Below are 25,245 nucleotides of genomic sequence, written 5' to 3'. Positions count from 1 at the left end.
GCACGACCGTCGTACGGGCGTGAGCCGTCGACTTCCGGCTCGCACTCCGCTGCTGGAACTCCAACGAGAGGGCGGTTCCGAGGAAACTGTCCTGATTTACGGCATCGCTGTTTCACCCGATTGCACCCTGGAGAATTTTCGTTTCTGCCCGGCAAGGGCGAGGCCGCGCGACACGCCGAAGCGGACGGAGACGCCGAACGGGCCGTACCGGGCGCCATTGCCCCGTACGACCCGTCCGGATCGCGCGCCGAGTGGTCGGGTCAGCCGTTGCCGACACCGTTGCCGGAGAGCACCGGGATGTCGTCCAGCAGGTGCGACAGGGGCTCGTCGCCCTTGGCCTGCGTGGAGTTCTCCGCGCACTGCTGGTTCTGCGGGGAGGACAGGACGTTGACGTCCTGGACGGCGACGGCCGCGATGAGGCCGACGATCGAGCCCACGTTGGCCTTGACCGGCGCACCGACGCACAGCTTGTTCAGCGACCCCTGGACCAGCTGCAACTGAGGGCTCTGGTCGCCCTTGGTCTCCGCGTTGCCGAAGGCCTGCTCGGCACCGTTGCCGCTGAACGACGTGGTGCCGCCGTCATCGGAGATGGCGAGGGCCGGAGCCGCCGCGGCGGCGGAGACGCCGACGACGGAGACGGCCACGGCCGCACCCGCCAGAATCTTCTTGATCACGGTCTGTTCCTTTTCTCAGGAAATGCTTGGGGAGCGACCTGAACAACCGGGCGGCGGTGTTTTGGTTCTCCTCGGTTCTCCTGCTTCACCCGATCGGCTTGTCCGCCCGGCCCGTACGAGCCGGACGGTAGATCGCCGGTAATAGGCCGTTGGAGTGAAGGGCCAGAACCAAACCGGTGGCGGGGAGTTGCACAGGGGGCCCCGGGGATTTTGGGGCATCCTTCAGAAGGGGACTCATCGTGATCAAGAAGGTTATGGCCGGCGCGGCCGTCGCCGCCTCCGTCGTCGGCGTCTCCGCCGCCGCGGCGGCCCCGGCCCTCGCCATCGCCAACGACGGTGGCACGACGTCGTTCAGCGGCAACGGCGCGGACCAGTGGTACGGCAACTCGGCGACCTACGGGAACATGAGCCCGCAGATGGCGCTCATCCAGGGTTCGCTGAACAAGCCCTGCATCGCCCTGCCCGCCAAGGCGAACGTCGGTTCGCTCCTGGGCCTGGTGCCGATCTCGGTCCAGGACCTCAACATCCTGTCCTCGCCGCAGAACCAGCAGTGTGTCGAGAACTCGACGCAGGCCAAGGGCGACGAGCCGCTGTCGCACATCCTGGACAACATCCCGATCCTGTCCGGGAACGGCGCCGCGAACCGCTGAGGAATCGGCCGTCCCGGCCGGGTCACCGCTGTTCTCTGCGGGGGCCCGGCCTTTTTATCTGCCGGTTCGGTACTCCATTGGAGGGAACCGCAGAAACTAATCCACCCGTAAGCAGTTGAACACAATGGATTCCGCCGGTGGAGTCCGAATTTCCGGAAAGGCATTCACATGAAGAAGCTGTGGGCAACCGCCGCTGTAGCCGCGACCCTCGTCGGCGCGACGGCCGCCATGGCGTCACCGGCGCTGGCCATCGCCGATGACGGTGGTACGACGTCGTTCAGCGGCAACGGTGCCGAGCAGTCCTTCGGCAACCAGGTGACCAAGGGCGACATGAGCCCCCAGCTCGGTCTGGTCCAGGGGTCGCTGAACAAGCCCTGTGTCGGTCTGCCGGTCAAGGCGAACGTCGGCTCGCTGATCGGTCTCGTCACCGTCGCGGTCCAGGACGTCAACGTGCTGTCCTCGCCGCAGAACCAGCAGTGTGTCGAGAACTCGACGCAGGCCAAGGGCGACGAGCCGCTGTCGCACATCCTGGACGACATCCCGGTCCTGTCCGGGAACGGCGTCGGCAACCACTGAGAATCCCACTTTCCGGAAAGGCATTCACCATGAAGAAGATCTGGGCAACCGCCGCTGTAGCCGCTTCCCTCATCGGCGCGACGGCCGCCATGGCGTCACCGGCGCTGGCCATCGCCGATGACGGTGGTACGACGTCGTTCAGCGGCAACGGTGCCGAGCAGTCCTTCGGCAACGCGGTCACCAAGGGCGACATGAGCCCCCAGCTCCAGCTGATCCAGGGCACGCTGAACAAGCCCTGTGTCGGCCTGCCGCTCAAGGCGAACGTCGGCGCGCTGATCGGTCTCGTCGACGTGGCGGTCCAGGACATCAACGTGCTGTCCTCGCCGCAGAACCAGCAGTGTGTCGAGAACTCGACGCAGGCCAAGGGCGACGAGCCGCTGTCGCACATCCTGGACGACATCCCGGTCCTGTCCGGGAACGGCGTCGCCAACCACTGATCACCCCAGAGAGGCCCGGCCCGGCGGTTCACACCGCCGGGCCGGGCCTCCGGCGTGTGCGGGGTGAGGGGCTCATTTTGCATACATGGCGTATCGGATACATGATGTATCCGTTGGCCTTGGCGGGGACCGCCACGGACCGGCCGGCCGGAGCGCGAGAAAGGGCCCCTTCCATGCCGAAGTCACCGACCAAACGCCGTCCCCGTACGGTCGCCTCCCTGACCGACAGCGCGCTGGCTCTCTTCACCGAGCACGGCTTCCATGCCACCTCGATCAGCGACATCGTCGAGCGCGCCGGGCTCACCCGGGGCGCCTTCTACTCCAACTACCGCGACAAGGACGAACTGTTCCTCGCGCTGTACGACGCCCACGCCGACCGGCTGCTGGCCGATCTGCGGGACGAGGCCGCCCGGCTGGACCCGGGCGAGGATCTGATCGACGGACTCCTGGCGTACACGGCGGACCGCGCCGCCCGGGAACGGCAGTGGTTCCTCGTCTCCATGGAGTTCACGCTGCACGCGGCCCGCACCCCCGCCGTGGCCGAACTGCTCGCTGTCCACGAGGAACGCCTGGTCCAGGGCGTGGCGGAAATGATCACGGAGACCCTGGCCAGGACCGGGCTGCGCCCCACGATCGACCCCGCCGACGGGGCCCGGCTGCTCATCGCCCTGTTCAAGGGCATCAGCGCCCTGGAGCCCGTCCAGGGGCCGCGGAAGATCCGGGGCGCCGAGGGGCTGTCGCGGCGGATCGCCCCGTATCTCGTCCGCGCGCTGACCACGCCGGCCGGCCCCGGGGCCACCCCCCACCCGAACGATGACGAAGGAACCCCTGAGCGATGAGCACCGAGCTGTCCGAACCCTCCGACCCGTCCATATCCACCGCCACCGCCACCGGCACCGCGACCGGGGCACCGTCGCGCGGGTTCACCGCGGAGCTGCGTGACGCGCTCAGCGCGCGCGGGCTGCTGCTCGTCGTCGGCGGGCTGGTGCTCCAGCTCGCGTTCATCCTGTCGTACATCGGGGCCTTCCACGCGCCCACCCCGCACCGGATCCCGCTCGCCGTCGTGGCGCCCGAGCAGGTCTCCGCGGGGACCGTCGACCGGCTGAACGCGCTGGGCGGTGACCCCCTCGCGGCGCGTGCGGTCCGGGACGAGGCCGCCGGGCGCGCGCTGATCCACGACCGCACCGTCGACGCCGTACTCCTCGTCAACCCGAAGGGGACCGAGGACACGCTGCTGGTGGCGTCCGCGGGCGGGCCCGCCGTCTCCTCCGCGGCCACCCAGATCATCGAGCGGGCCGACGCGGCCCAGAACCGTACCGTCACGACCGACGACATCCTGCCGCCCGCGGCGGGCGACGGACGCGGGCTCTCCTCGTTCTACCTGGCCATCGGCTGGATCGTGGGCGGCTATCTCGCCGCGGCCATCCTCGGCGTCGCCGCCGGATCCCGGCCGGCCAACCCGCACCGTACGGTCATCAGGCTCGGCGTCCTCGCCGTGTACGCGGTGGTCTCCGGGCTGGGCGGCGCCCTGATCGCGGGGCCCGTGCTCGGTGCGCTGAGCGGCCACTTCGCGGAGCTGTGGGCGATCGGCGCGCTGACCGTCTTCGCCGCCGCCGCGACCACCGTCGCCCTCCAGATCCTGCTGGGCGTCCTCGGGATCGGTGTGACCATCCTGGTCTTCGTCGTCCTGGGCAACCCCAGCGCGGGCGGCGCGTTCCCCAGCTCGCTGCTGCCGCCGTTCTGGCGGGCCATCGGTGACTGGATCCCCACCGGCGCGGGCACCACCGCCGTACGCAACACCGTCTACTTCGGCGGCAACGCGCTCGCCGGACCGCTGTGGGTGCTGGCTCTCTACGCGGCGGCCGGCACCGGTGTCGCGCTGTTCGCCTCGGCCCGCCACCGGCGCGGCGGGACCACGCCGGTGACGGAGACCGGGACGGACGTGCGGGAGCGTCAGAGCGTGGAGCGGTAGAGACCGAACTCCGCGACACGGGCCGGGCCGCGGGAGCCGAGGATCCGCAGCCGCCAGCGCCGGGCGGTGACCGGGGCCGGCAGCAGCAGGATGCGGCTCGCGCCGACCGTCCCCGTACGGGTGATCTCCGTCCAGCCGGACGCCGACTCGGCCTCGACCACGGCCCGTTCGATCCGCTGGCCGTGGCGGATGTCCTCGGCCAGCCGGATCCGGTCGACGGCCGTCGGCGCGCCCAGGTCCAGGGTGAGCGTCCCGGCGGACGGTGCCGGGGCGGTCCACGAGGTGTCCGGGTCGCCGTCGACCGCCAGGGCGGGATCACGGCCGTCGCCCCGGGCACGGGCACGCCGGGCCAGGTCCGCGGGGAGTTCGCGCCGTACCCGCTCGGCGAAGGCGCCGAGGGCCGCGACGTCCGCCGGGTCGAGCCGGCCGTGCCGGTCGGGCGGGACGTTGAGCAGGAGGACCGCGCCCCGGCCGACCGAGCGGAAGTAGAGGTCGGTGAGCTGCTGGGCCGTCTTGGGGCGTTCTTCCGGGTGGAAGAACCAGCCGGGCCGGATCGACACATCGCACTCGGCGGGCCACCACTGGAGGAAGTCGGTGTCCGGCTGGGCCCGGACGAGGGCGTCGCGGCTGCCCTGGTCGGGGGTGTCGTAGGAGAGGGCGAAGTCGGTACGGCCGCCTGGCATCGCCTTGACGGGGACGGTGCTCCACTCGTTCTCGCGGGCCGAACCGTCCTCGTTGCCGACCCAGCGGACATCGGGCCCGGAGACGGCGATGGCCGCCTGCGGGGCGAGGGCGCGGATCAGCGCGTACCAACTGTCCCAGTCGTAGGCCTCGACATGCTCGGGCGGGATACGGCCCTGGGCGCCGTCGAACCACACCTCGTCGACCGGACCGTACTCGGTCAGCACCTCGTAGAGCTGGTCGAGCATGAAGGTGCCGTAGTCGGTGGCGGGAAGGCGCAGGACGGGGAGGCCGGGGGCGGGGAGGCCGCCGCGTCCCGCGCGGTCGTCGCCGTCGACCAGGGTGGGGATGGTGCGGAGGGTGCGGGCGCTGCCGTTGGCGTAGACGCCGTGCAGGTACTGGTTCTCGTCGGCCGGGGAGATGTACACGCCGACCTTGATGCCGTGGGCGCGCATCGAGTCGGCGAACGAGCGCAGGACATCGCCGCGGCCCGCTTCCCAGGTGGAGGAGGCAACGGTGTGGCCGGTGTGGCGGGAGGGGAAGAGGACGAACCCGTCGTGGTGCTTGACGGTGAGGATGGCGAGTGTGAAGCCGCCGTCGCGCAGGGCGCGCGCCCACTGGTCGGTGTCCAGGCCGGTGGGCTGGAAGACATCGGGGTCCTCGTCGCCCGTCCCCCATTCGAGGCCGGTGAAGGTGTTCACCCCGAAGTGCAGGAACGCGGTCCGCTCCAGCCGCTGCCAGGCTATCTGGCGCTCCGTGGGGCGCAGACCGGCTGCCTTCGCCACGAGCTGGTCGGGGGTGTCTTCGGGGCCGACGGGGACGCGGGCGGCGGTGTCGTCCGCGCCGGCGCGGGCCGGGAGCGCGGAGGCGTACGAGGGGAGGGACACGGCGGTGAGTGCACCGAGCCCGGCGACGAACGGGCGTCTTCCGAGAGTCATGAGCGGTTTCCCTTCTGCGGGGCGGCGGCCGGCGCGGTGAGTGTCCAGACGGTGGGCGGGCGCTGGTCGGGCGGGTACTGGAGCCACCGGCCGTCGGTGGTGAGGACGACGGACATCCGTGTGATCGCCTGGGTGAGATGGAAACCGCCCTGGACCGGGGTCAGTTGCCAGCGCTGGAGGGTACTGGCGGCGGAACAGGCCTCCTGGGTGACCGGACTACCGGGCTCCAGCGGGGTGTTGAGGGTCAGCCTGCCGCTCCTGGTCTCCGCGCACCGTCCGGTGGCCGGGTCGGTGAGAGTGACGTAGCCGTCGGCGGTACGGGTGATCCGCCTCCGGACGGCGGGGAGCTGGCCGGCCGCCTCGCGCAGTGTGTAGGTGCCGTCGGGCAGCGGCGGGCGGGTGAGATCGGTACGGCCGGGCGCGTGGCCGACGGCGGTGGCGCGGGCGGTGAACTCCGCGTAGGTCGCGTCGGGGCGGGGGGCTCCCCAGGTGGTCTGGGCGATGTAGCGCAGCGGCGCGAACAGGCCCGCGGCCACCTCGTTCTCGGTCTCGCCCCGGCCGTTGTCGGGCCAGAGGCTGATCTTCGCGCCGGTGATCCCGGCGGCGGAGGCGACCTTCTCGCCCTCGAAGCTCCGGGGGTCCCAGCCCTGCGCGTACAGGGAGGCGGTGTCCATGTGGAAGCCGCCGCGGATGAGGTACAGGGAGTACGAGGCGTTCATGACCCGGTACCCCTGGGCGAGGAGTTCGCTGGGCCTGGTCCTGACGTTCAGCCAGTGCTCGACGGTGGTGCCCGCGGCGACCGGGACGGTGTGGTCGCCGGTCAGCCCGTCGTTCCAGATCCGGAGCTGTTTGCCGCGGTCCGCCGCATGGGCCTGGACGCGGTTGACGAAGTCGATGAAGGCGTCCTGCGGGGTGGCGGCCGGGCCGTACCGCTGGCGCGCGTACTCCAGGATGTGCGGGTATTTCGCGAAGTCGGAGCCGAGCATGTACTCGTCCGCGCCCATGTGCCAGACGGGCGCGGTGAAGACCTCGGCGTACTCGTCCATGAGATCGGTGTAGTAGGAGAAGGCGGCCGGGCTGGTGACGTCGAGGCGCGAGGGCTGGGGCACGCCGTCGGAGTCGGTGAGCTGGAGGTCGGGCCGCCGTTCGATCCACGGGTCCATGTGGCCGGGGGAGTTGATCTCCGGGACGATGGTGATGTGGTAGCGGTCGCCGAGCGCGACGAGCTGCCGTATCTCGTCCTTGGTGTAGTAGCCCCAGGAGTTGGCCTCCGGGTGGCGGTCGCTCTTCACCTTCAGCTCCAGCAGAAGCTGGTTGAGCTTCAGGTACGCCATGTCGCGGACCAGGTTCTCCAGCCAGGCCGGGGTGATGTGGATGTAGCAGGCGCAGACGCCCACGCCACGCTCCGGGTACGCGGGGATGTCGACGGTGCGGCCCGCGGGGATGCGGTCGGCCGTGGCGAGGAGCTGGAGCAGGGTGCGGGTGCCGTAGAAGGCGCCGGCGGCGGTGGCTCCGGTGATACGGACCCGGTCGGCGACCCGGAGTTCGTACCCCTCGGCGCCCAGCGTCCCGCTCCGCCCGGCGTCGGTCGCGATCAGGATGTCCCCGGGGCGGCCGCTGCCCCGTACGGCGGCGACGGGGAGGGCGCCCCGGCCCGCCGCGCGGAGGTCCTGGGCGAGGGTGTCGGCGGTGCGGCGGGCGGCGGGGTCGGCCGGGGCGACGACCAGACGGGTGGCGTCGGTGAGGGCGAACTCACCTTGTCCCGCAGTCCAGTTGGTGAGGGCGGGGACGGTACGGGGCGCGGCGGCGGCAGGTGTGGCGGCGCTCGTGGTGGCCGTGGCGGTCGCGGTGGGCGCGAGCCCGGTGACCAGCAGCAGCGCGGTGATGAGGATCCCGGCGAGGCGAGCCATCCCTCGGATCTCTGATGAGGCGGATGTTGCTCTGGCGCGGTGGAGCATGGATACAGCACCTCCTGAGGAATCAGGTCATCCGATGTGTACCCCGATGTGTACCCGCCAGAGGTCGCTGATGCCCCCGCGCACCCTCAGGAGGACGGCTTGTCCGGCATCACCTTCGCGACCCAGAGCAGCGCGACGGCGACGACCCCCGCGGTGTTGACCCAGAACACCCGGTCGATGTCGCCCTGGTAGAGGCGCACCACCCAACTGGCCGTGACCAGGGCGCACAGGACCGGGAGCTGCCAGTCGGAGCGTGACCACCAGGTACGGGGGCCCGCGTGCTCGGCCAGGCCGAGCGCGTACACCTCCACGGGGCCGAACTCCTCCGCCGGTGAACTCCCGCTCGCGGCCAGGTGGTTACGGGCCTCGGCGGTCAGCTCGGCGGCGCGGCGGCCGGGCAGCTTGTGGCGTCCCCGCAACAGCGCTTCGAGCCGGCGCAGCCACTGGTCGGGGTCGGTCGGGTCGCCGGGCCCGGCGGGCGCCGTCGCGCGGCTGTGCCGGCCGCGCCCGAGGCGTACGGTCAGGGCGTGCAGCGCCACGCAGACCGGGATCAGCGCCAGGGTCGGGAAGCGGGCGATCCGGTCGTCCGGCAGCGCCAGGAAGGCGAGCGCCGACGCGACGACCAGCGCGGCGGCGCCGCCCACGGCGAGGGCGGCGGCCCGTATCCGCCCGTCGGCGTGCAACCCCAGCCCGAACCAGCCCAGTTGGACCACAACGGCCATCAGTGCGACCCCGCACAGGCCCGACACCGTCACGTCGAACCAGAGGCCGTGGTGGACGAGGGCGAAGACGGTGAAGACCGCCAGCAGTCCGGTGACCGTGACCAGGCCCGCGGGCCAGAACTCCGAAGGCGCCCGGAACGACCGGTCGCGGCGCGCCCGTTCCTCGACCGGCACCCGGTCGCGGGCCGCCCGGGCGGCGAACTCGTCCGGCGTTCCGAACGCCTCCTCGGGGTGCCGGCCGGTCTCGGCGCAGTGCGCGGCGACCTCGTCCAGCACCTCGGTGATCGCGGCGCGGTCCATGCCGGGCTCCCCGGCCAGCCGGTACTCCAGCCGCTGCGTCCACTGCTCGGCGGTCCTGCGGTGCGTCTCGGTCATCGTTCCTCCTGCGTCGGTCGGTTCGGTGCGTGCGCCGCGGGTGGTGCTTCGGTTACGTGCGCCGCGGGTGGTGCTTCGGTCAGCAGCCCGTCCATGAGCACCGAGAAGCGCGCCCACTCCGCCCGCTGCTCCGCGAGCCGCTGCCGGCCCGCCGGGGTGAGCGCGTACACCTTGCGGCCGGGGCCGCCCTCGCCCGGCTCCCAGTGCGCGGTCGCCACGCCGTCCCGCTCCATCCGGCCCAGCACCGGGTAGAGCGCGGCGCCCTTGACCTGGCCGAAGCCGTGTTCGTCGAGCCGCTGGGCCAGTGCGTAGCCGTGGCCGTCGCCCTCGGCGAGGACGGCGGCGAGGGCGAGTTCGAGGGCGCCGCGCAGCCAGCCCGCCTGCCAGTCCACCGGTTTGCCCGGCATACGGCCTCCCTTCGTCCGTGGATCGAGTCATGCGGTCGTGGGTCGAGTCCTGGGGTTGTCGAGTAGCTGGAAATCTCGACTAGTTCGAATTCAGACTAGCGGGAGGTGCGGGAGTCTTCCAGGGGGTGGCCGGATAGGCTGCCCGTCTGTTCTGTGCGACGTGCGACGGAAGATGATGTTTTGTACACCGTGACCAGCGTGAATGTGAATGGGCTGCGTGCCGCCGCGAAGAAGGGCTTCGTGGAGTGGCTGGCCACCACCTCCGCCGATGTGGTCTGCCTCCAGGAGGTACGGGCCGAGCCCCAGCAGCTCCCCGACGCCGTACGGGCGCCCGAGGGCTGGCACGTCCTGCACGCCCCCGCCACCGCCAAGGGCCGGGCGGGCGTCTCGCTCTACGCGCGCCGGGAGCCGGAGGCCACCCGGATCGGGTTCGGCAGCGAGGAGTTCGACGCGAGCGGGCGGTACGCGGAGATCGACCTGCCCGGGGTCACCGTCGCGAGCCTCTATCTGCCCTCGGGCGAGGTCGGCACGGAGCGGCAGGACGAGAAGATCCGCTTCATGGACGCGTTCCTGCCGTACCTGGAGGAGCTGCGCCGGCGCGCGGCGGCCGACGGGCGCGAGGTCGTCGTCTGCGGCGACTGGAACATCGCCCACCAGGAGTCGGACCTCAAGAACTGGAAGGCCAACCGCAAGTCCTCCGGCTTCCTCCCCGAGGAGCGCGCCTGGCTGACCCGGGTCTTCGAGGAGCCGGGTCCCGGGTACGTCGATGTCGTACGCGCCCTGCATCCGGACCAGGACGGCCCGTACTCGTGGTGGTCGTACCGCGGCCGGGCCTTCGACAACGACGCGGGCTGGCGCATCGACTACCAGATCGCGACGCCGGGTCTGGCGGCGCGCGCGGTGAAGGCGTACGTGGAGCGGGCGGCGAGCCACGCGGAGCGGTGGAGCGACCACGCGCCGGTGACGGCGGTGTACGACCTGTAGCGGCGGACCTGAGGCGGCGGACCTGTGCCGGGACCCGTGGCGCGGGCTTGCGGACGCGGGACCGCCGCCGCGTCAGGTGGCCGGCGGTCCCTGGCGGAGGCGGCGGTCGAGGGCCATGGAGAGTTCCGCCTCCACCACGCTCCGGGCCAGTGGGCGCAGCTTCGCCGGGTCCGCGGCGGGGGCGTGGGTGTCGAGCGTGGTGGCGAAGAGGTCCGCCAGCGCGTCCGCGTGGGCGCGGACCCGGCGCGCCGTCTCCAGGACGGCGGCGAGGGGGACGCCCTCGCGGACCAGCGACGAGGAGACGTCCAGCAGCCGGCGGCTGATGTGGACTATCTCGTCGCCGTCCGTGGCGAGGTAGCCGAGTTCCAGCGCCGTGGCCAGGCTCGAAGGGGTGACCTCGTCCTCGAAGTAGTCCGCCAGTTCCTCCGGGGAGAGCCGTACGGGCGTCTCCTCCGTCGGGGTGCCGAGCCCCAGGACCTCGCCGACGTCGCGTCCGCTCTCGAAGGCGGTGGCGAGGTCCGCGATGCCGGTGAGGGTGTGGCCGCGCTCCAGCAGGGCCGCGACGGTACGGAGCCGGGCCAGGTGGTGGTCGTCGTACCAGGCGATCCTGCCCTCGCGCCGGGGTGGCGGCAGGAGGCCGCGTTCGCGGTAGAAGCGCACGGTGCGCACGGTGATGCCCGCGGCGCGGGCCAGCTCCTCCATGCGGTATTCCATGGCGGGCAGCCTATGACGTACCGCCGGTAACTTGTTTCGGTCCACCCCCTACCCACGGGTAGCCCGCTGCTCTACCCTCACCACCATGCCAGTGATTGCTGGCGTGATGAGTGTGTGCGGTGGATACGGCTGGGAGAGGTGGTCAGGATGGTCACGGACCGGCATGAACGCCGGCAGGTGCGGGTGGCGGTGATCGGATCCGGGTTCGGCGGGCTGGGTGCCGCGGTCCGGCTGCGCCGGGAGGGCATCACCGACTTCGTCGTCCTGGAGCGCGCCGACACCGTCGGCGGGGCCTGGCGGGACAACAGCTACCCGGGGTGCGCCTGCGACGTACCCTCGCACCTCTACTCGTTCTCCTTCGCGCCCAACCCCGACTGGCCGCGCACCTTCTCCGGCCAGCGCCACATCAGGGCGTACCTGGAGCATGTCGCCGACACCTTCGGGCTCCGGCCCCATCTGCGGCTCGGCCACGAGGTGCGGCTGATGCGCTGGGACGGCGACGCCGCGCACTGGGAGATCGAGACCTCGCGGGGGGCCTTCACCGCCGAGGTCGTCGTCTCCGCGACCGGGCCGCTCTCCGACCCCAGGATCCCGGAGATCCCCGGGCTCGACGGCTTCCCCGGCAAGGTCTTCCACTCGGCGCGCTGGGATCACGGCTACGACCTGCGCGGCAAGCGCGTCGCCGTGGTCGGCACCGGCGCCTCCGCGATCCAGATCGTGCCCGCGATCCAGTCCGAGGTGGCGCGGCTGACGCTGTTCCAGCGGACCCCGCCCTGGGTGATGCCACGCGTCGACCGGGCGATCTCCGACGCCGAGCGCGCCCTGCACCGCGCGCTGCCCTTCACCGGCGCCGTACGCCGCCAACTGCTCTGGGGCATCAGGGAGTTGCAGATCCAGGCGTTCACCAAGCGGCCGGACGAACTCGGGCTCGTCGAGTCCCTGGCCAAGGCCAACATCGCACGGGCGATCAAGGATCCGGCACTCCGGGCCAGGCTGACGCCCTCGTACCGCATCGGCTGCAAGCGCATCCTGCTCTCCAGCTCCTACTACCCGGCGCTCGCCCGCCCCCACGTGGATCTCGTCGCCTCCGGGCTGGCCGAGGTGCGCGGCTCCACACTCGTCGCGGCCGACGGTACGGAGACGGAGGCGGACGCCATCGTCTTCGGCACCGGCTTCCACGTCACCGACATGCCGATCGCCGAACGGGTGGTGGGCGAGGGCGGCATCACGCTCGCCGAGTCGTGGAAGGACGGCATGGCGTCGCTGCGCGGCGCGACCGCCGTCGGCTTCCCCAACTGGATGACGATCATCGGCCCCAACACCGGCCTCGGCAACTCCTCGATGATCCTGATGATCGAGGCGCAGCTCGCCTATCTGGCCGACTACCTGCGGCAGTTGGACGGTCTGGGCGGGCGCGGCGGAACCGGCCGCGCCGTCCTGACCCCGCGCCCCGCCGCCGTGGACGCCTGGAACCGGCGGGTGCAGGAACGCATGCGGCGCACCGTGTGGAACACCGGCGGCTGTACGAGCTGGTACCTGGACGCGGGCGGCCGCAACACCACCATCTGGCCCGGCACCACGGGCGAGTTCCGGCGCGCCACCCGGCGGGTCGACCTCGCCGAGTACGAGGTGAGCCGCGCCGGTGTGCCAGGACCCGGTGTGCCGGGACAGCGAGCCGCGACGACGAGGAAGAAGGAGACCGCGCGATGACACGGCCGCCCAGGGAACGCGAACTGACCGCCGTCTCGGCCGACGGCACCCGGCTCCACGTCGAGGTCCACGGTGAGCCAGGACGCCCCGCCGTCGTCCTCATACACGGCTGGGCCTGCTCGGTCAGCTTCTGGTCCGCGCAGCTCGCGGAGCTGGCCGCCGACCACCGGGTGATCGTCTACGACCAGCGCGGGCACGGCCGGTCGGCGGTGCCCGACCCCGCGCACTCCGCCGGATACGGCACCGGCGCCCTCGCCGACGACCTGGAGGCCGTACTGCGCCTCACCCTCGCGCCCGGCGAGCGTGCGGTGCTCGCCGGGCACTCCATGGGCGGCATGACCCTGATGGCCGCCGCCCGCAGACCCGCCTTCCAGGAGCACGCCGCCGCTGTCCTGCTGTGCAGCACGGGCAGCTCGCGGCTGGTCGCCGACTCCCGGGTGGTCCCGCTGCGCGCCGGACCCGTACGGACCCGGATCACGGCCGCACTGCTCGCCTCCTCCCTCCCGCTGGGGCCCGTCACGCTGCTCTCGAAGAGGCTGTTGCGGTACGGGACGATGGGCGCGGGCGCCGCGCCCGCCCGGGTCGCGGAGTGCGCCAGGGTCGTGCACGCCTGCCCGCGCGTCGTCCGGGCCGCCTGGGCGAAGGTGCTCGGCACGCTCGATCTCGACGCCGAGGTACGGGAGCTGCGCGTCCCCGCCGCCGTGCTCACGGGAGCGGACGACCGGCTCACTCCGCCCGTCCGCTCCCGCGCGCTCGCCGCGACGCTGCCCCGCTGCACCGGGCTCACCGTGCTCACCGGGGTCGGGCACATGACACCCGTGGAGGCGCCGGAGGCCGTCACCGCCTCGATACGGGCCCTGGTCACCGCGTACCCGGACACGAAGGAGGACGTCGCATGAGGGACGACAGGGACGGTCCGCCGGCCGGCCGCCTCGACGGGCGGGTCGCCGTCGTCACCGGCGCGGCGCGCGGCGTCGGGGAACTCCTCGCCCGCAAGCTCTCCGCGCGCGGCGCCAAGCTGGTCCTCGTCGGCCTGGAGGCGGACGGCCTGAAGGCGGTCGCGGGCCGGCTGCACACCGAGTGCGGCCACTGGTACGCCGATGTCACCGACGAGGCGGCCATGGCCCGGGTCGCCGCGGCAGCAGTCGAGCGCTTCGGGAGGGTGGACATCGTCGTCGCGAACGCGGGCGTGGCGACCGGCGGCCCGGTCGACGGCTCCGACCCGGCCGCGTGGCGGCGGGTGATCGAGGTCAACCTGATCGGCTCCGCGGTGACCGCCCGCGCCTTCCTGCCCGCGCTGGGGCGCAGCCGCGGCTACTTCCTCCAGATCGCCTCCCTCGCCGCGATCACGCCGGCGCCGATGATGAGCGCGTACTGCGCCTCCAAGTCCGGCGCCGAGGCGTTCGCGCACTGCCTGCGCGCCGAGGTCGCCCACCGGGGGGTCGGCGTCGGTGTCGGCTATCTGTCCTGGACGGACACCGACATGGTGCGCGGCGCCGACCGCGACGGCGTGCTGCGCGAGCTGCGGCAGCGGCTGCCCTGGCCCGCGAACCGTACGTATCCGCCCGGCCCGGCCGTGGACCGGCTCGTCGCCGGGATCGAGCGCCGCTCGCCGCATGTGTACGCGCAGTGGTGGCTGCGCGGGACACAGGCGGTACGGGGCTGGATCCCCGGGGTGATCGCCACGGCCGGCGCGCGCGAGATGCGGCGCCTCGCGCCGCGCCTGGCAGGGGCCGGGGTCGGGTACGGGCTGGTGGGCGCGGGCGGCGCCGCGGACGAGGCGGCGCGAGGAGGCGCCAGGACCGGCACGGAGCGTAACTGATCGAAATGCGCTGAATGTCCGCCCGTGTCAGGCTGGTCGAGGCCCCACTCAGGGTGCCTTCACGCAGGCCTTCAGGCTCTCAAGCCCTCAGGAGTTGACCTTTCATGGGTATCGCCGACCAGTTCAAGGACAAGGCACAGAAGCTCGCCGACCAGGCCAAGGAGAAGGAGCAGGCGGGCAACAAGGACGACACGTCCGGCCGCGCCTCCGACGCCAAGGACCGCATGGGCGACCAGGCGAAGGACAGGGCGCAGAGCGCCCGTGACGAGATGGACGACCACTTCGACTCGTGACCGTACGGCCGTACGGAGAAGGCGCACCCGGTCCGCCGGGTGCGCCTTCTCCGCTGTTCTCAGCCGTGGTGCGGGAGGCTCTGTTGCCGGGGCCGTCCGCAGGATCTCGTTCGCCCGCGTGAGCTGGGTGTTCTCCCTGCGCACCCCCGAAGCCCCCGTCGTCCACGACGCGGGTGTCACCGTCGACCGCGAGGCCCGCCGCGCCGGTCGGACGCTCAGCCGGCCGTCGGCGTCCAGTCGCCCAGCCAGTCGGCGACCTCCTGGCCGGCCGCCTGGGAGTCGTTGAGGTGCGGCCGGTCGCCGCTCGCGGAGCCGGATCCCGGGCCGGTGTTCTTGTACTCGGCGAACCGGTCGTCCTTCCACGAGAAGCCGCTCATGTCGGTCCAGGGAGTCGTCTTGACCGCGGCACTCAGCGTGGACTCGCGGACGGTGGTCTGCGGGTCGAGGGAGGCGTCGCCGCCCGCGTGCCAGGGCCGGCCCAGATAGAAACTCCCCGAGGAGACATCGCCGTTGACGGTCGAGCGGCTGATGAGGATGCCCTTGCGGTCCGCGGCGGTGCTCGGCGCGGTGATGTAACCGGCCGAACTGCCGTCCCACCGCTTCTTGACCGTGATCACGGACTTGTCGATCACGGCGCTGGCGCGGCCGAAGATGAAGTCGACGTTGCCCGTGACGTAGGAGTTGGTGACGAAGACCCGACCGAGCCGGTCCTTGGCCGCTGTGTCCAGCAGAAGGGTGTCCTGGTCGCCGTTGACGATGACCCCGTCGAGGAAGACCTTGTCGGCGGCGGTGCGCAGGGCGACGGCCTGATGACCGGACAGGCTCTGGTTCTTCGCCTCGTCGAAGTCGTTGCTGATGGTCAGGTTGCGGGCCTGGAAGTCGTCGGCCTCGACGGCGACGGACGCGCTGCCGCTGGTGCCGTACGTACCCCCGCCCGGCTTCGCGGTCCCCGCCGCGTTGTTGTACACGATCTCGGTGTCCTTGCGGCCGGCGCCCGAGCCCTGGATGGTGACGTGCGGCTTGTTCGACGGGACCTTGACGGTCTCGCGGTACGTCCCTGGCCTGACCAGGATGACGACGCGGGAGGCGTTGCCCGCCGGTACCGCGTCGACGGCCTTCTGGACGCTGGTGTACTGGCCGCTGCCGTCCTTGGCCACGGTGATCGTGGTGGCGGCGGCCGCCGTGGTGTCCGTCGCACTCACCGTTCCGATCGACGTACGCGGCCCCGCCCCGGCCCTGAGGAGCGCCGGCACATCGGCGGCCCGGTCGAGGGTGTAGCTGTAGGACGCCTTCGGGTCGAACGCCGTGCCGCCGCTCTCGTTGCGTCCGCTCGTGCCGGAGAAAACGTTCCCCCGCTGGACCACGGAGGCGGTGGCGTCCTTCTGCACAGGGTTCTTCATCCCCTGGAAGTAGCTGTTCTCCAGGACCATCTTCGTGCTGCCGCGCGAGTAGTTGCCGTAGGAGGAGTTGATGGTGGTGCCCGCGACGTCCTCCAGGTAATTGTTGTAGAGGTGCGCCTGGGCCACGTTGTCGGTGGACGGGTTGCGCTGCTCGGTCTCGCGGAACCAGTTGTGGTGGATCGTGAGGGAGGCGGTGACGTTCTCGGTCCAGCCGATGCCGAACGTCTTGTTGTTCTCGCTCAGCTTGTTCCAGGACACCGTCACATAGGTGGTGTCCTTACGGCTGTCGATGAGCCCGTCGGCCATCCGCCGGAAATCGTTGTGGTCGATCCACACATGGTGGGCGCCGTCCATCTGCACGCCGTCGAAGTCATGGTCCTTGTCGTTCCAGACGCCCTGGTAGGCGTCACGGATCGTCAGGTTACGGATGATCACGTTGTGCACGCCCTGGCCGAGGAAGAACCCACCGCCGACGATCTGCCCGGAGGTCCCCCGGCCCACGATCGTCTTGTCCGAGGCGACCTTGATCTCCTTGCCGACCGGGTCCATGGTGATGGCCGCGGCCACGACGATGACGTACGGCTCCGTGGCGGTGGCGTACTTCTCCAGATCCGCGAGCGTCGTCACGGTGACGGTCCTGCCGTCGCGCCCGCCGTACGTCCCGTTCTGACCGAGGGCGTTGACGGAGGCGAAGCCGTCCGCCACATCGGCCGCCCAGGCGGGGGCGGCGGCCGAGGCCGTCGCGGCGACCATCCGCTGCCCGTCCGCGCGGAACGCCCCGGGGCCGCTGCCGTACGCCATGACGCCGGCGGCGGCGAGAGCCAGCGGGACACCCGCGGCCAGGGTGGTCCGCCGCTTGTGGTGGCGGGCGGTGCTGCGTATCTCACTCATGGATTCTTCCGATCTGTGTCGGACACGGTGGGGGAAGAGATACGGAGTGGTTGCCGCCGGGGCGCCGAAGGTTGCCGCGGGCCTCGAAAAAGTCGTGGTCGGACCGTTGTTCCCCAGGGTTGCGCTGAATCTCCTGGTACAGGGACGACGAGGGACGGGGCCTCCGTGCACCCGCTGCGGGTGCACCACGTCAAGGACCGACCCGGCCAGGACGTCACCGACCCGATCGGCTTGAGCGACTTGGCGGACGCCCGGCGCGCCCGATCCGACACGGTCTTTCCCAGCCCTCAACGGGACCCTGGCAGCTCGCGGCAGTTCATGGCGAGGTACCACTCGACCATGATCCACCACGCAAGATCATGACACTAGCGCGGCGGGAGCTTCGGGCGGCGCAGATCCGGGACCGCCCCGTACCCCGGCGGGGCCGACGCGGGCTGCCCGGCCAGCAGGTCCAGCGCCACCCACACCGCGTCGTCGAGCTGCGCGTGCCGCCCCTCCGCCCAGTCGAGCGGGGTGCGCAGCGCCTCGATGTCCGGCTCCACGCCGCGGTTCTCGACGGACCAGCCGTACGCGTCGAACCAGGCGGCGTTCATCGGCACGGTGATCACCGTCCCGTCGCAGAGCCGGTGCCGGCCCGTCATCCCGACGACGCCGCCCCAGGTGCGCTGGCCGACCACGGGCCCCAGGTCGAGCAGCCGGAACGCCGCCGTGATCATGTCGCCGTCGGAGGCCGTCGCCTCGTCGGCGAGCGCGACGACCGGACCGCGCGGCGCGTTCGAGGCGTACGAGACGGGCTGCGCGTCGCGGGTCAGGTCCCAGCCGATGATCCGGCGGCTGAGCTTCTCCACGACGAGTTCGCTGATGTGGCCGCCCGCGTTGCCCCGTACATCCACGATCAGCGCGGGCCGTGAGACCTCCAGGCGCAGGTCCCGGTTGAACTGTGCCCAGCCGGAGCCGCCCATGTCGGGGATGTGGAGATAGCCGCACTTGCCGCCGCTGATCTCCCGTACGACCTCACGGCGTTTGGCCACCCAGTCCTGGTAGCGCAGCGGCCGTTCGTCGATCAGCGGGACGACCGCGACCCGGCGGGGCCGGCTCTCGTGGACGGCGGGGGAGCCCTCGCGCTCGGCGGGCCGGAAGGTCAGCTCGACCGTGGTCCCTCCGGCGGCGGCGAGCAGCGGGTACGGTCCGGTCACCGGGTCGACGGCGCGGCCGTCCACATGGGTGAGGACGGCGCCCTCGCGGATCCCCGTACCGGCCAGCGGGGAACGGGCCTTGGAGTCCGAGGAGTCACCGGGCAGGATCCGCTTGATCATCCAATCCCCGTCCCGGCACACGAGGTTGGCGCCGAGCAGGCCCATGGGGCGCTGGTAGTGCGGCGGTCCCTCGTCGCGGCGGGCGGGGGAGACATACGCGTGGGAGGTGCCCAGTTCGCCCAGGACCTCGCGGAGCAGATCGGCGAACTCGTCGGGGGACGCGACCCGTTCGACCAGCGGACGGTACTGGTCGAGCACCCCGTCCCAGTCGATGCCGCACATCCCAGGCTCCCAGAAGAACGCCCGGATGATGCGGCCCGCCTCCGCGTACGCCTGGCGCCACTCCGCCTCCGGGTCGACATCGTGCAGGATCCGGCGCGGATCGAGGAAGACGGTCGAGTCGAGGTCGCCCAGCTCGGTCGCGGGTACGGCGCGCAGCTCGCCGTCGTCCACGACGACGAGGCGGGTACCGTCGCCGCTCGGCGCGAACCAGTCGAGGTGCGAGACGAGTTCGCTCTTGCGGGCACGGGCGATGTCGAAGTGTTCGAGAGTGGGGCGCCCCGACATGTCGGCGGGGTTGGCGAAGGTCTCCCCGAGCGCCCCGGAGATCGGCCAGCGCAGCCAGACCAGGCCACCACCGCTGACCGGGTGCAGGGCGGAGTACTTGGACGCGGTGACGGGGAACGGGGTCACCCGGTCCGCCAGCCCCTCGACCTCGACGGTCACCGCGACCGCCCCGTCGATCCCGCCCACCAGCCCGTCGCCGGCCGGATCGAGCCCGCCGGCCGCCGGACGGCCGTCCGGGGAGAGCGCGAAGGGGGAGGGGGTCGCGGAGGAGAGGGGGACGAGGTACGGGCGGCAGCCGAGGGGGAAGGAGAGGTCGCCGGTGTGGACGTCGTACACCGGGTCGAAGCCTCGCCAGGAGAGGAAGGCGAGGTAGCGGCCGTCGCTGGTGAAGACCGGATTCTCGTCCTCGAAGCGGCCGTTGGTGACATCGACGATGGTACGGGCGAAGCTTCCGGCGATCTTGGCGAGCTTGATCTGCCGGAGCGAACGGCCGATCCCGGGGTGGGACCAGGTGAGCCAGCCGCCGTCGGGGGAGAAGGCGAGGTCGGTGACGGGTCCGTTGATGGAACGGATCAGCTCGGTGACACCGTCCGGGTCCGGGTCGGGGTCGGGGTCCGGGGCGTGGTCCGCCTCGGAATCGGACGGGGACGGGGACGGGGACTCGGGATCGGGGGCGCTGTTGTCGGCGGTGCCGGCGGCCTCGGCGGCGTCGGCGGTGGCGTCCGAGGGTTCGGTGGGTTCGGTGGGTTCGCTTCCCGTGGTCGGTGGCTCGGCCTCCGCCGCCGGTGTCAGCGCCGTACCGGCCTCCGTCCCCTCCTCCTCGTCCGTCACGTCGACCAGCAGCAGCCTGCCGTCGTGCGCGGCGACCGCGATGGTGGTGCCCTCCGGGTCGGCCACCATGTCCAGGACCCGGCCCAGCCGCCCGGAGGCCAGGCGGCGCGGGGGGCGGTCGCCGGTGGCCCGGGGGAGGTAGGCGATCTCGATCGCGTCCTCGCCGTCCGCGTCCGTCACGTACGCGACCTGGCCGCCGCTGCCGAGCATCACCGGGTTGCGGACCCGTACCCCCGGCGTGTCCGCGATGGTGCGGGCCGGGCCGTCGCGGTGGGTGAGCCAGTAGAGGCTGCCGCGTACGGAGACCGCGCTCGCCCGGCCCGTCAGGTCCACGGAGATGCCGTCGATGTGGCGGGAGGCCGGGACCTGGTAGCCGCGCCGGCCCGCGCGCGGGCCGCCCAGCCGTACGTCGAGCCTGCGCGGCGCCGAGTCCGGCGTCAGCGCGTCCACCAGCCAGAGGTCGCCCGCGCACTGGTAGACGACCCGGCGCCCGTCGGAGGAGGCGTGGCGGGCGTAGAAGGAGTCGTGGTCGGTGTGGCGGGTGAGGTCCGTGCCGTCGGGGAGGCAGGAGTAGAGATTGCCGACGCCCTCGTGGTCGGAGAGGAACGCGATACGTCCGCCGACGAACATCGGACAGTCGAGATGGCCGCCCAGATCCGGCAGCAGCCGTTGGCCGTGCAGCCAGAGCCGGCCCATGGCGCCGCCCCGGTACCGCTTCCAGGCGGCGGGCTCGTGCGGCGGTTTCCCGGTGAGCAGGAGCGTACGGCGCTCTCCGGGGTCCGGCTCGGCCCCGGACCCCGGCCCCGATCCGGCCGCCGACCCCGGCGCGGCCTCGGTGACCGGCAGGTCCGTGATCGCGATGTCCGTCACCGGGCCCCAGGGCAGCGCCCCGCCCGGGGAGCCGTCCGTGGGCAGGCTGTACGCCCAGGCGAAGTACGAGAACGGCTGGCCGTGCGAGGAGACGGCCAGGATCTGCGACTCGCCGTCCTTGTCCGGCGGCGTCCAGCCGCAGACACGCGTGTCGGTCGCGCCCCAGTAGGTGAGCCGGCGCGCGGGCCCGCCCTCCACCGGGGCGAGATGGATCTCGGGATCGAGGCTGCGCCAGTTCGTATAGGCGATGTGGCGGCCGTCCGGCGAGAAGCGCGGATGGCCGATCCGGGTACGGTCGACGGTCACCCGCCATGCGCGCTCCGGCCGGTGTCCGGGTGGCGTGAGGGGGGCGACCCAGAGGTCGTCCTCCGCCACGAAACACAGCGAGTCGTCGTGAAGGTGCGGGAAGCGAAGGTACGCGGTCTCGTCACTCACCCCCCAATGCTGCCCTTTTGGTGCGCTCTTCGCCTCCGGGACGGCACGTTTCCCCGCTCCGTCCGGTGCGGTGAGGCGGCTGAGGCGCGGGTGGCGCGGTGAGGTGGCGCGGAGAGGCGGTGTGGAGACGTGGCGCGGCGAGGGCGTGGCCCAGGCCACAAAGAAAACACTTCCGTTTCGCTCGGCCCGGGCTTACCTTCGTACTGTACGAAACCGTTTCGTTCGATGGAGGTCGATCGTGGCACGCAGCAGACTCACGCCGGAGCGGGAGTCCGAGCTGTACAACGCCGTGCTCGATCTCCTGCGCGAGGTCGGTTATGACGCCCTCACCATGGACGCCATCGCCACCCGCACCCGCTCCAGCAAAGCCACCCTCTACCGCCAGTGGGGGAGCAAGCCGGAGCTGGTCGCCTCTGCCATGCGGTGCACGAAGCCGCATGACATCGGGCAGGTCAACACCGGCTCGCTGCGCGGGGACTTCCTCGCCATCGCCGCGCTGGCCGAAGAACACAAGATGGAGGAGGACGCCGCGCTGATGCGGGGTCTGTTCCATGCCGTCCACAGCAACCCGGAGCTGCTCCAGGCGATGAGGGAAGTACTCATCGAGCCGGAGGTCGCTTCGTTCCACGACATGGTCCAGCGCGCCGTGGACCGTGGCGAGATCGCCACGGACAACCCGGCCGTGCCCTACCTCATCCACATGCTCGTCGGTGCCTTCGTCGCGCGGCAGCTCATCGAGGATCTGCCGCCCGACCCGGCCTTCCTCCGGTCGTATCTGGATTCCGTGGTCTTCCCCGCCCTCGGTGTCTGACCTGCCCGGCCCTTTTCACCCCTTCCCGTAGTACCGCAGCACCCGCAGCACCTGACGCGTATCCGCTCTTCGCCGTCGGGACGGCTCCCCACGCCCTTGTTCCCCTTCACAGACCTGGGAGTACGCCCTCGTGGCCACGTTCCTCCACAAGCTCGGACGGCTCGCCTTCCGGCGCCGCCACTATGTCGCCCTGGTGTGGGTGGCACTGCTGGCGCTCGCCGGAGTCGGCGCGGCCTCCGCGTCCACCGCCACCGCCAGTTCCTTCTCCATACCGGGTACCGAGGCCCAGAGGGCCTTCGACCTGCTGGACCAGCGTTTCCCCGGAGCCGGCGCCGACGGCGCCACCGCCCGCGTCGTCTTCAAGGCACCCGACGGCGAGAAGATGACCGACGCCGGCCACAAGGCCGAGGTCCAGAAGATCACCGGTGAGCTGAAGAGCGGCTCCGACCAGGTCGCCTCGGTGACCGATCCGTACGCCACGCGGGCCGTCTCGCAGGACGGTACGACGGCCTACCTCTCGGTCTCGTACAAGGTCGACATGGCGAGGCTGACCGACGCGACCCGTGCCGCGCTCGAAGAGACCGGCGGCGACGCGCGGGCCCAGGGGCTGACGGTGGAGGTCGGCGGGGACGCCCTCCAGGCGGAGCCCGCGATCGGAGGGATCACCGAGGTCATCGGTGTGGCCCTCGCCGCGGTCGTCCTCCTCGTCACCTTCGGCTCGCTGGTCGCGGCCGGGCTGCCGCTGCTCACCGCGCTCGTCGGTGTCGGCGTCGCCATCTGCGCGATCACCGCGCTGGCCAACCCCCTTGACCTGGGCACGAACTCCTCCAGCCTGGCGATGATGATCGGCCTCGCGGTCGGCATCGACTACGCGCTGTTCATCGTCTCGCGCTACCGGGCCGAGCTGGCCGAGGGCAGGGAGCGGGAGGAGGCGGCCGGACGGGCCGTCGGCACCGCCGGGTCCGCTGTCGTCTTCGCCGGACTCACGGTCGTGATCGCGCTCGCGGGGCTGGCCGTCGTCAACATCCCCGTACTCACCAAGATGGGCTTCGCCGCCGCCGGCACGGTGGTGCTCGCGGTGCTCATCGCGCTCACCCTGGTCCCCGCGGCGCTCGGCTTCGCGGGCAAGCGGGTGCACGGCCGCAAGGCCCGTGCGGCGATGGAGAGCCGGGCCGCGGACCCGGCCGCTGGGGAGAACGCCGCGGCGAGGCCCAACATGGGCACCCGCTGGGCGCGCTTCGTGCTGCGGCGTCCGGTCACCGTACTGGTCACCGCGGTCCTCGGCCTCGGTGTCGTGGCCCTTCCGGCCACCTCTCTGGAGCTGGGCCTGCCCGACGACGGCTCGCAGGCGCCCAGCACCACCCAGCGCAAGGCGTACGACCTGCTCTCCGACGGCTTCGGCCCCGGTTTCAACGGGCCGCTGATCGTCCTGGTCGACGGCAAGGCCGAGAACAACGCCAAGGCGGCGGCCACCGAGGTCACCGAGCGGGTCAAGGAGCTGCCCGGCGTCGCGGCCGTCACCCCCGCCACCCTCAACAAGGCCGGTGACACCGCGACCATCACGGTGATCCCGAAGGACCGTCCGTCCTCGGCCGGGACCGAGGAACTGGTCCACTCCATCCGGGACGCGGGCTCCACGATCAAGTCGGACGACGGGGCCGAGGTCCTGGTCACCGGTGCGACCGCCATGAACGTGGACTTCGCGCAGAAGGTGAACGACGCGCTGGTCCCGTATCTCGCACTCGTCGTCGGCCTCGCGTTCCTGCTGCTGATGGTGGTCTTCCGGTCGGTGCTCGTCCCCCTCAAGGCGGCTCTCGGCTTCCTGCTCTCCGTCGTCGCCACCCTCGGCGCGGTTGTCGCGGTCTTCCAGTGGGGCTGGCTGGCGGGTCTGTTCGGGGTCGAGCAGACCGGTCCGGTGATGGCGCTGATGCCGATCCTCATGGTGGGCGTGGTCTTCGGCCTGGCCATGGACTACGAGGTCTTCCTCGTCACCCGCATGCGGGAGGCGTACGTCCATGGCGAGCGGCCCGCCGAGGCGGTCGTCACCGGCTTCCGGCACAGCGCGCGGGTGGTCACGGCGGCCGCCGCGATCATGATCGCCGTCTTCGCGGGCTTCATCGGCGCCGGCGAGTCGATGATCAAGATGATCGGATTCGCGCTCGCGTTCGCCGTCCTCGTCGACGCGTTCGTGGTCCGTATGGCCATTGTCCCGGCCGCGCTCGCGCTCCTGGGCAAGAAGGCGTGGTGGCTGCCGCGCTGGCTCGACCGCGCGCTGCCCAACGTGGATGTCGAGGGCGAGGCGCTGAACCAGCACGGTGCGGACGCCTCGCACGGTTCCGGCGGTTCGGACGGCGGTCCGGGCGCGGATCGCGAGCTGGTACGCGTCTGAGGAACCCCTCCAGCTCCGGGGCCGCCGACTGAGCGGCAGGCGGCCCCGGACCGCGCCGGCGCCGTGGGGACGGGAGCCGGAGCAGGTGAGCGGCCCGGCCCGTACACCCCTTCCCAGGGGGTACGGGCCGGGCCGCTCGCTCTGTCGTGGGGCGCTCTGTCGGGGGGCGGCCCGAGTCAGGTGCGGGGCAGCGGTCCGGACCCGGCCGGCCCGGCCGGGCCGGAGGCGGCCCCGGGGGCCCTGGTGGCGGCGGAGGCTGTTGCGGCGGGCGCGGGCGCGCGCCCGGCCTCGATGCCGTGGACGTCGCCGATGTCGTGGCGCTCCTGGCCCGCCGGGATCATCGCGTACGCGCGCCGCAGGAACCGGCGCAGCGCGACGGAGTCGAACTGCACCACCGCGACCCCGTCCGGCGAGTGGAACTCCACCACGGTCTGGGCCCGGCCGCAGGGCCAGACCTGGACGTCGCCGTCACCGGACGGCATCCGCAGACCGGCGTCGAGGAGGTCCCGGGCGAAGGCCCAGACCACCTCGCCGCGGTCCCGGTCCTGGGAGACCTCGGGCGGGAAGACGATACGCAGGGCGAGCGGATCAGCTCCGTCGTAGCGGAGGATGACGGGGACGGTCCTGAGATGGGGGGAGTCCGTGACGACACGGGCTGTGGCCGGTTGCTCGACGACGGGAGACATCGGCTGCGCCTCCTTCATCATGGGCGGACTTTTAACTCTTAATCGTACATATAGGACTCCGCAAGTGCTGCGGGTCCGCAGGGGCTCGATCGGATCCCCGGCGAAATCAGCGGATTCGGTGGAATCGGCGGATTCGGTGGAATCGGCGGGATCGGCAGAGCCGGCGGGGTCGATGAAGTCGCGAATTTCGACGGAG

Annotated in this window: 21 protein-coding genes; 12 read left to right on the top strand and 9 right to left on the bottom strand. The window is 71.7% G+C overall.

Going from position 1 to position 25,245, the window contains the following annotated elements:
- Positions 1-260: 260 nt before the first annotated feature.
- Complete coding sequence (locus ACIQ7D_RS15725; protein ID WP_403937916.1) at positions 261-671, bottom strand: rodlin; 411 nt, start codon at positions 669-671, stop codon at positions 261-263.
- A gap of 242 nt (positions 672-913) precedes the next feature.
- Between ACIQ7D_RS15725 and ACIQ7D_RS15720 the strand changes: the two genes are divergently transcribed.
- The 5 genes from ACIQ7D_RS15720 (at position 914) to ACIQ7D_RS15700 (ending at position 4,309) form a co-directional block, all read left to right on the top strand.
- On the top strand, positions 914-1,324 hold the full coding sequence (locus tag ACIQ7D_RS15720; protein ID WP_403937749.1) for a rodlin: 411 nt from the start codon (positions 914-916) through the stop codon (positions 1,322-1,324).
- A gap of 168 nt (positions 1,325-1,492) precedes the next feature.
- Positions 1,493-1,900: a rodlin gene (locus ACIQ7D_RS15715; RefSeq protein ID WP_403937747.1), complete on the top strand. Its 408-nt coding sequence runs from the start codon at positions 1,493-1,495 to the stop codon at positions 1,898-1,900.
- Between the two features lie 29 nt (positions 1,901-1,929).
- Positions 1,930-2,337 carry a rodlin gene (locus ACIQ7D_RS15710; RefSeq protein WP_403937745.1) on the top strand — a complete coding sequence of 136 codons (408 nt, stop codon included), beginning with the start codon at positions 1,930-1,932 and terminating at the stop codon, positions 2,335-2,337.
- A gap of 173 nt (positions 2,338-2,510) precedes the next feature.
- Entirely contained in the window at positions 2,511-3,176 is a 666-nt protein-coding gene (locus tag ACIQ7D_RS15705; RefSeq protein ID WP_403937743.1) for a TetR/AcrR family transcriptional regulator, read from the top strand.
- The gene (locus tag ACIQ7D_RS15700) at positions 3,173-4,309 is read left to right on the top strand and encodes a DUF3533 domain-containing protein (RefSeq protein ID WP_403937741.1); all 1,137 of its coding nucleotides are present in this window, start codon (positions 3,173-3,175) and stop codon (positions 4,307-4,309) included. The genes ACIQ7D_RS15705 and ACIQ7D_RS15700 overlap by 4 nt, the downstream gene beginning before the upstream one ends.
- Here the strand turns inward: ACIQ7D_RS15700 and ACIQ7D_RS15695 are convergent.
- The 4 genes from ACIQ7D_RS15695 to ACIQ7D_RS15680 all read right to left on the bottom strand — a co-directional run bounded on the left by ACIQ7D_RS15695 (position 4,291) and on the right by ACIQ7D_RS15680 (position 9,390).
- The gene (locus ACIQ7D_RS15695; RefSeq protein ID WP_403937739.1) at positions 4,291-5,928 is read right to left on the bottom strand and encodes an alpha-L-fucosidase; all 1,638 of its coding nucleotides are present in this window, start codon (positions 5,926-5,928) and stop codon (positions 4,291-4,293) included. The two genes, ACIQ7D_RS15700 and ACIQ7D_RS15695, sit on opposite strands and share 19 nt — an antisense overlap.
- Entirely contained in the window at positions 5,925-7,838 is a 1,914-nt protein-coding gene (locus ACIQ7D_RS15690; RefSeq protein WP_403937738.1) for a family 20 glycosylhydrolase, read from the bottom strand. The genes ACIQ7D_RS15695 and ACIQ7D_RS15690 overlap by 4 nt, the downstream gene beginning before the upstream one ends.
- A gap of 134 nt (positions 7,839-7,972) precedes the next feature.
- Complete coding sequence (locus tag ACIQ7D_RS15685; RefSeq protein WP_403937736.1) at positions 7,973-8,983, bottom strand: hypothetical protein; 1,011 nt, start codon at positions 8,981-8,983, stop codon at positions 7,973-7,975.
- The gene (locus ACIQ7D_RS15680) at positions 8,980-9,390 is read right to left on the bottom strand and encodes a PadR family transcriptional regulator (protein ID WP_403937734.1); all 411 of its coding nucleotides are present in this window, start codon (positions 9,388-9,390) and stop codon (positions 8,980-8,982) included. Before ACIQ7D_RS15680 ends, ACIQ7D_RS15685 begins: the two co-directional genes overlap by 4 nt.
- A gap of 180 nt (positions 9,391-9,570) precedes the next feature.
- Between ACIQ7D_RS15680 and ACIQ7D_RS15675 the strand changes: the two genes are divergently transcribed.
- The gene (locus tag ACIQ7D_RS15675) at positions 9,571-10,374 is read left to right on the top strand and encodes an exodeoxyribonuclease III (RefSeq protein WP_403937732.1); all 804 of its coding nucleotides are present in this window, start codon (positions 9,571-9,573) and stop codon (positions 10,372-10,374) included.
- A 72-nt stretch (positions 10,375-10,446) separates the two neighbouring features.
- Here ACIQ7D_RS15675 and ACIQ7D_RS15670 read toward each other — a convergent pair whose 3' ends face one another.
- A complete protein-coding gene (locus tag ACIQ7D_RS15670; protein WP_403937914.1) occupies positions 10,447-11,076 on the bottom strand; it encodes a MerR family transcriptional regulator in 630 nt (209 codons plus the stop codon).
- A 159-nt stretch (positions 11,077-11,235) separates the two neighbouring features.
- Between ACIQ7D_RS15670 and ACIQ7D_RS15665 the strand changes: the two genes are divergently transcribed.
- From ACIQ7D_RS15665 to ACIQ7D_RS15650, 4 genes are all read left to right on the top strand, one after another.
- Positions 11,236-12,798, top strand: coding sequence for a flavin-containing monooxygenase (locus ACIQ7D_RS15665; protein ID WP_403937730.1), 1,563 nt, complete (start codon positions 11,236-11,238; stop codon positions 12,796-12,798).
- Positions 12,795-13,697 carry an alpha/beta fold hydrolase gene (locus ACIQ7D_RS15660; protein ID WP_403937728.1) on the top strand — a complete coding sequence of 301 codons (903 nt, stop codon included), beginning with the start codon at positions 12,795-12,797 and terminating at the stop codon, positions 13,695-13,697. Before ACIQ7D_RS15665 ends, ACIQ7D_RS15660 begins: the two co-directional genes overlap by 4 nt.
- On the top strand, positions 13,694-14,620 hold the full coding sequence (locus ACIQ7D_RS15655) for an SDR family oxidoreductase (protein ID WP_403937726.1): 927 nt from the start codon (positions 13,694-13,696) through the stop codon (positions 14,618-14,620). Before ACIQ7D_RS15660 ends, ACIQ7D_RS15655 begins: the two co-directional genes overlap by 4 nt.
- A 104-nt stretch (positions 14,621-14,724) precedes the next feature.
- Positions 14,725-14,913, top strand: a complete 189-nt coding sequence (locus tag ACIQ7D_RS15650; RefSeq protein WP_403937724.1) for a hypothetical protein — start codon at positions 14,725-14,727, stop codon at positions 14,911-14,913.
- 215 nt (positions 14,914-15,128) lie between these two features.
- Here the strand turns inward: ACIQ7D_RS15650 and ACIQ7D_RS15645 are convergent, their stop codons facing one another.
- Positions 15,129-17,204 (bottom strand): pectinesterase family protein, encoded by a 2,076-nt coding sequence (locus tag ACIQ7D_RS15645; RefSeq protein WP_403937722.1) that lies wholly within the window; start codon positions 17,202-17,204, stop codon positions 15,129-15,131.
- Between the two features lie 365 nt (positions 17,205-17,569).
- Positions 17,570-21,163, bottom strand: a complete 3,594-nt coding sequence (locus ACIQ7D_RS15640; protein WP_403937720.1) for a S41 family peptidase — start codon at positions 21,161-21,163, stop codon at positions 17,570-17,572.
- 238 nt (positions 21,164-21,401) lie between these two features.
- On the opposite strand from ACIQ7D_RS15640, the gene ACIQ7D_RS15635 reads away from it, so the two are divergent.
- Both ACIQ7D_RS15635 and ACIQ7D_RS15630 read left to right on the top strand, forming a co-directional pair.
- Positions 21,402-21,974, top strand: coding sequence for a TetR/AcrR family transcriptional regulator (locus ACIQ7D_RS15635; RefSeq protein ID WP_403937718.1), 573 nt, complete (start codon positions 21,402-21,404; stop codon positions 21,972-21,974).
- Positions 21,975-22,104: 130 nt separating this feature from the next.
- On the top strand, positions 22,105-24,363 hold the full coding sequence (locus ACIQ7D_RS15630) for an MMPL family transporter (RefSeq protein WP_403937716.1): 2,259 nt from the start codon (positions 22,105-22,107) through the stop codon (positions 24,361-24,363).
- 176 nt (positions 24,364-24,539) lie between these two features.
- Here ACIQ7D_RS15630 and ACIQ7D_RS15625 read toward each other — a convergent pair whose 3' ends face one another.
- Positions 24,540-25,049 (bottom strand): SsgA family sporulation/cell division regulator, encoded by a 510-nt coding sequence (locus ACIQ7D_RS15625; protein ID WP_403937715.1) that lies wholly within the window; start codon positions 25,047-25,049, stop codon positions 24,540-24,542.
- Positions 25,050-25,245 lie beyond the last annotated feature (196 nt).

The sequence above is a fragment of the Streptomyces sp. NPDC096310 genome (assembly GCF_044763125.1).
GTDB lineage: Bacteria > Actinomycetota > Actinomycetes > Streptomycetales > Streptomycetaceae > Streptomyces.
The sequence above is the reverse complement of the archived record's forward strand: the minus strand, read 5'-3'. Positions and strand labels throughout refer to the sequence as shown.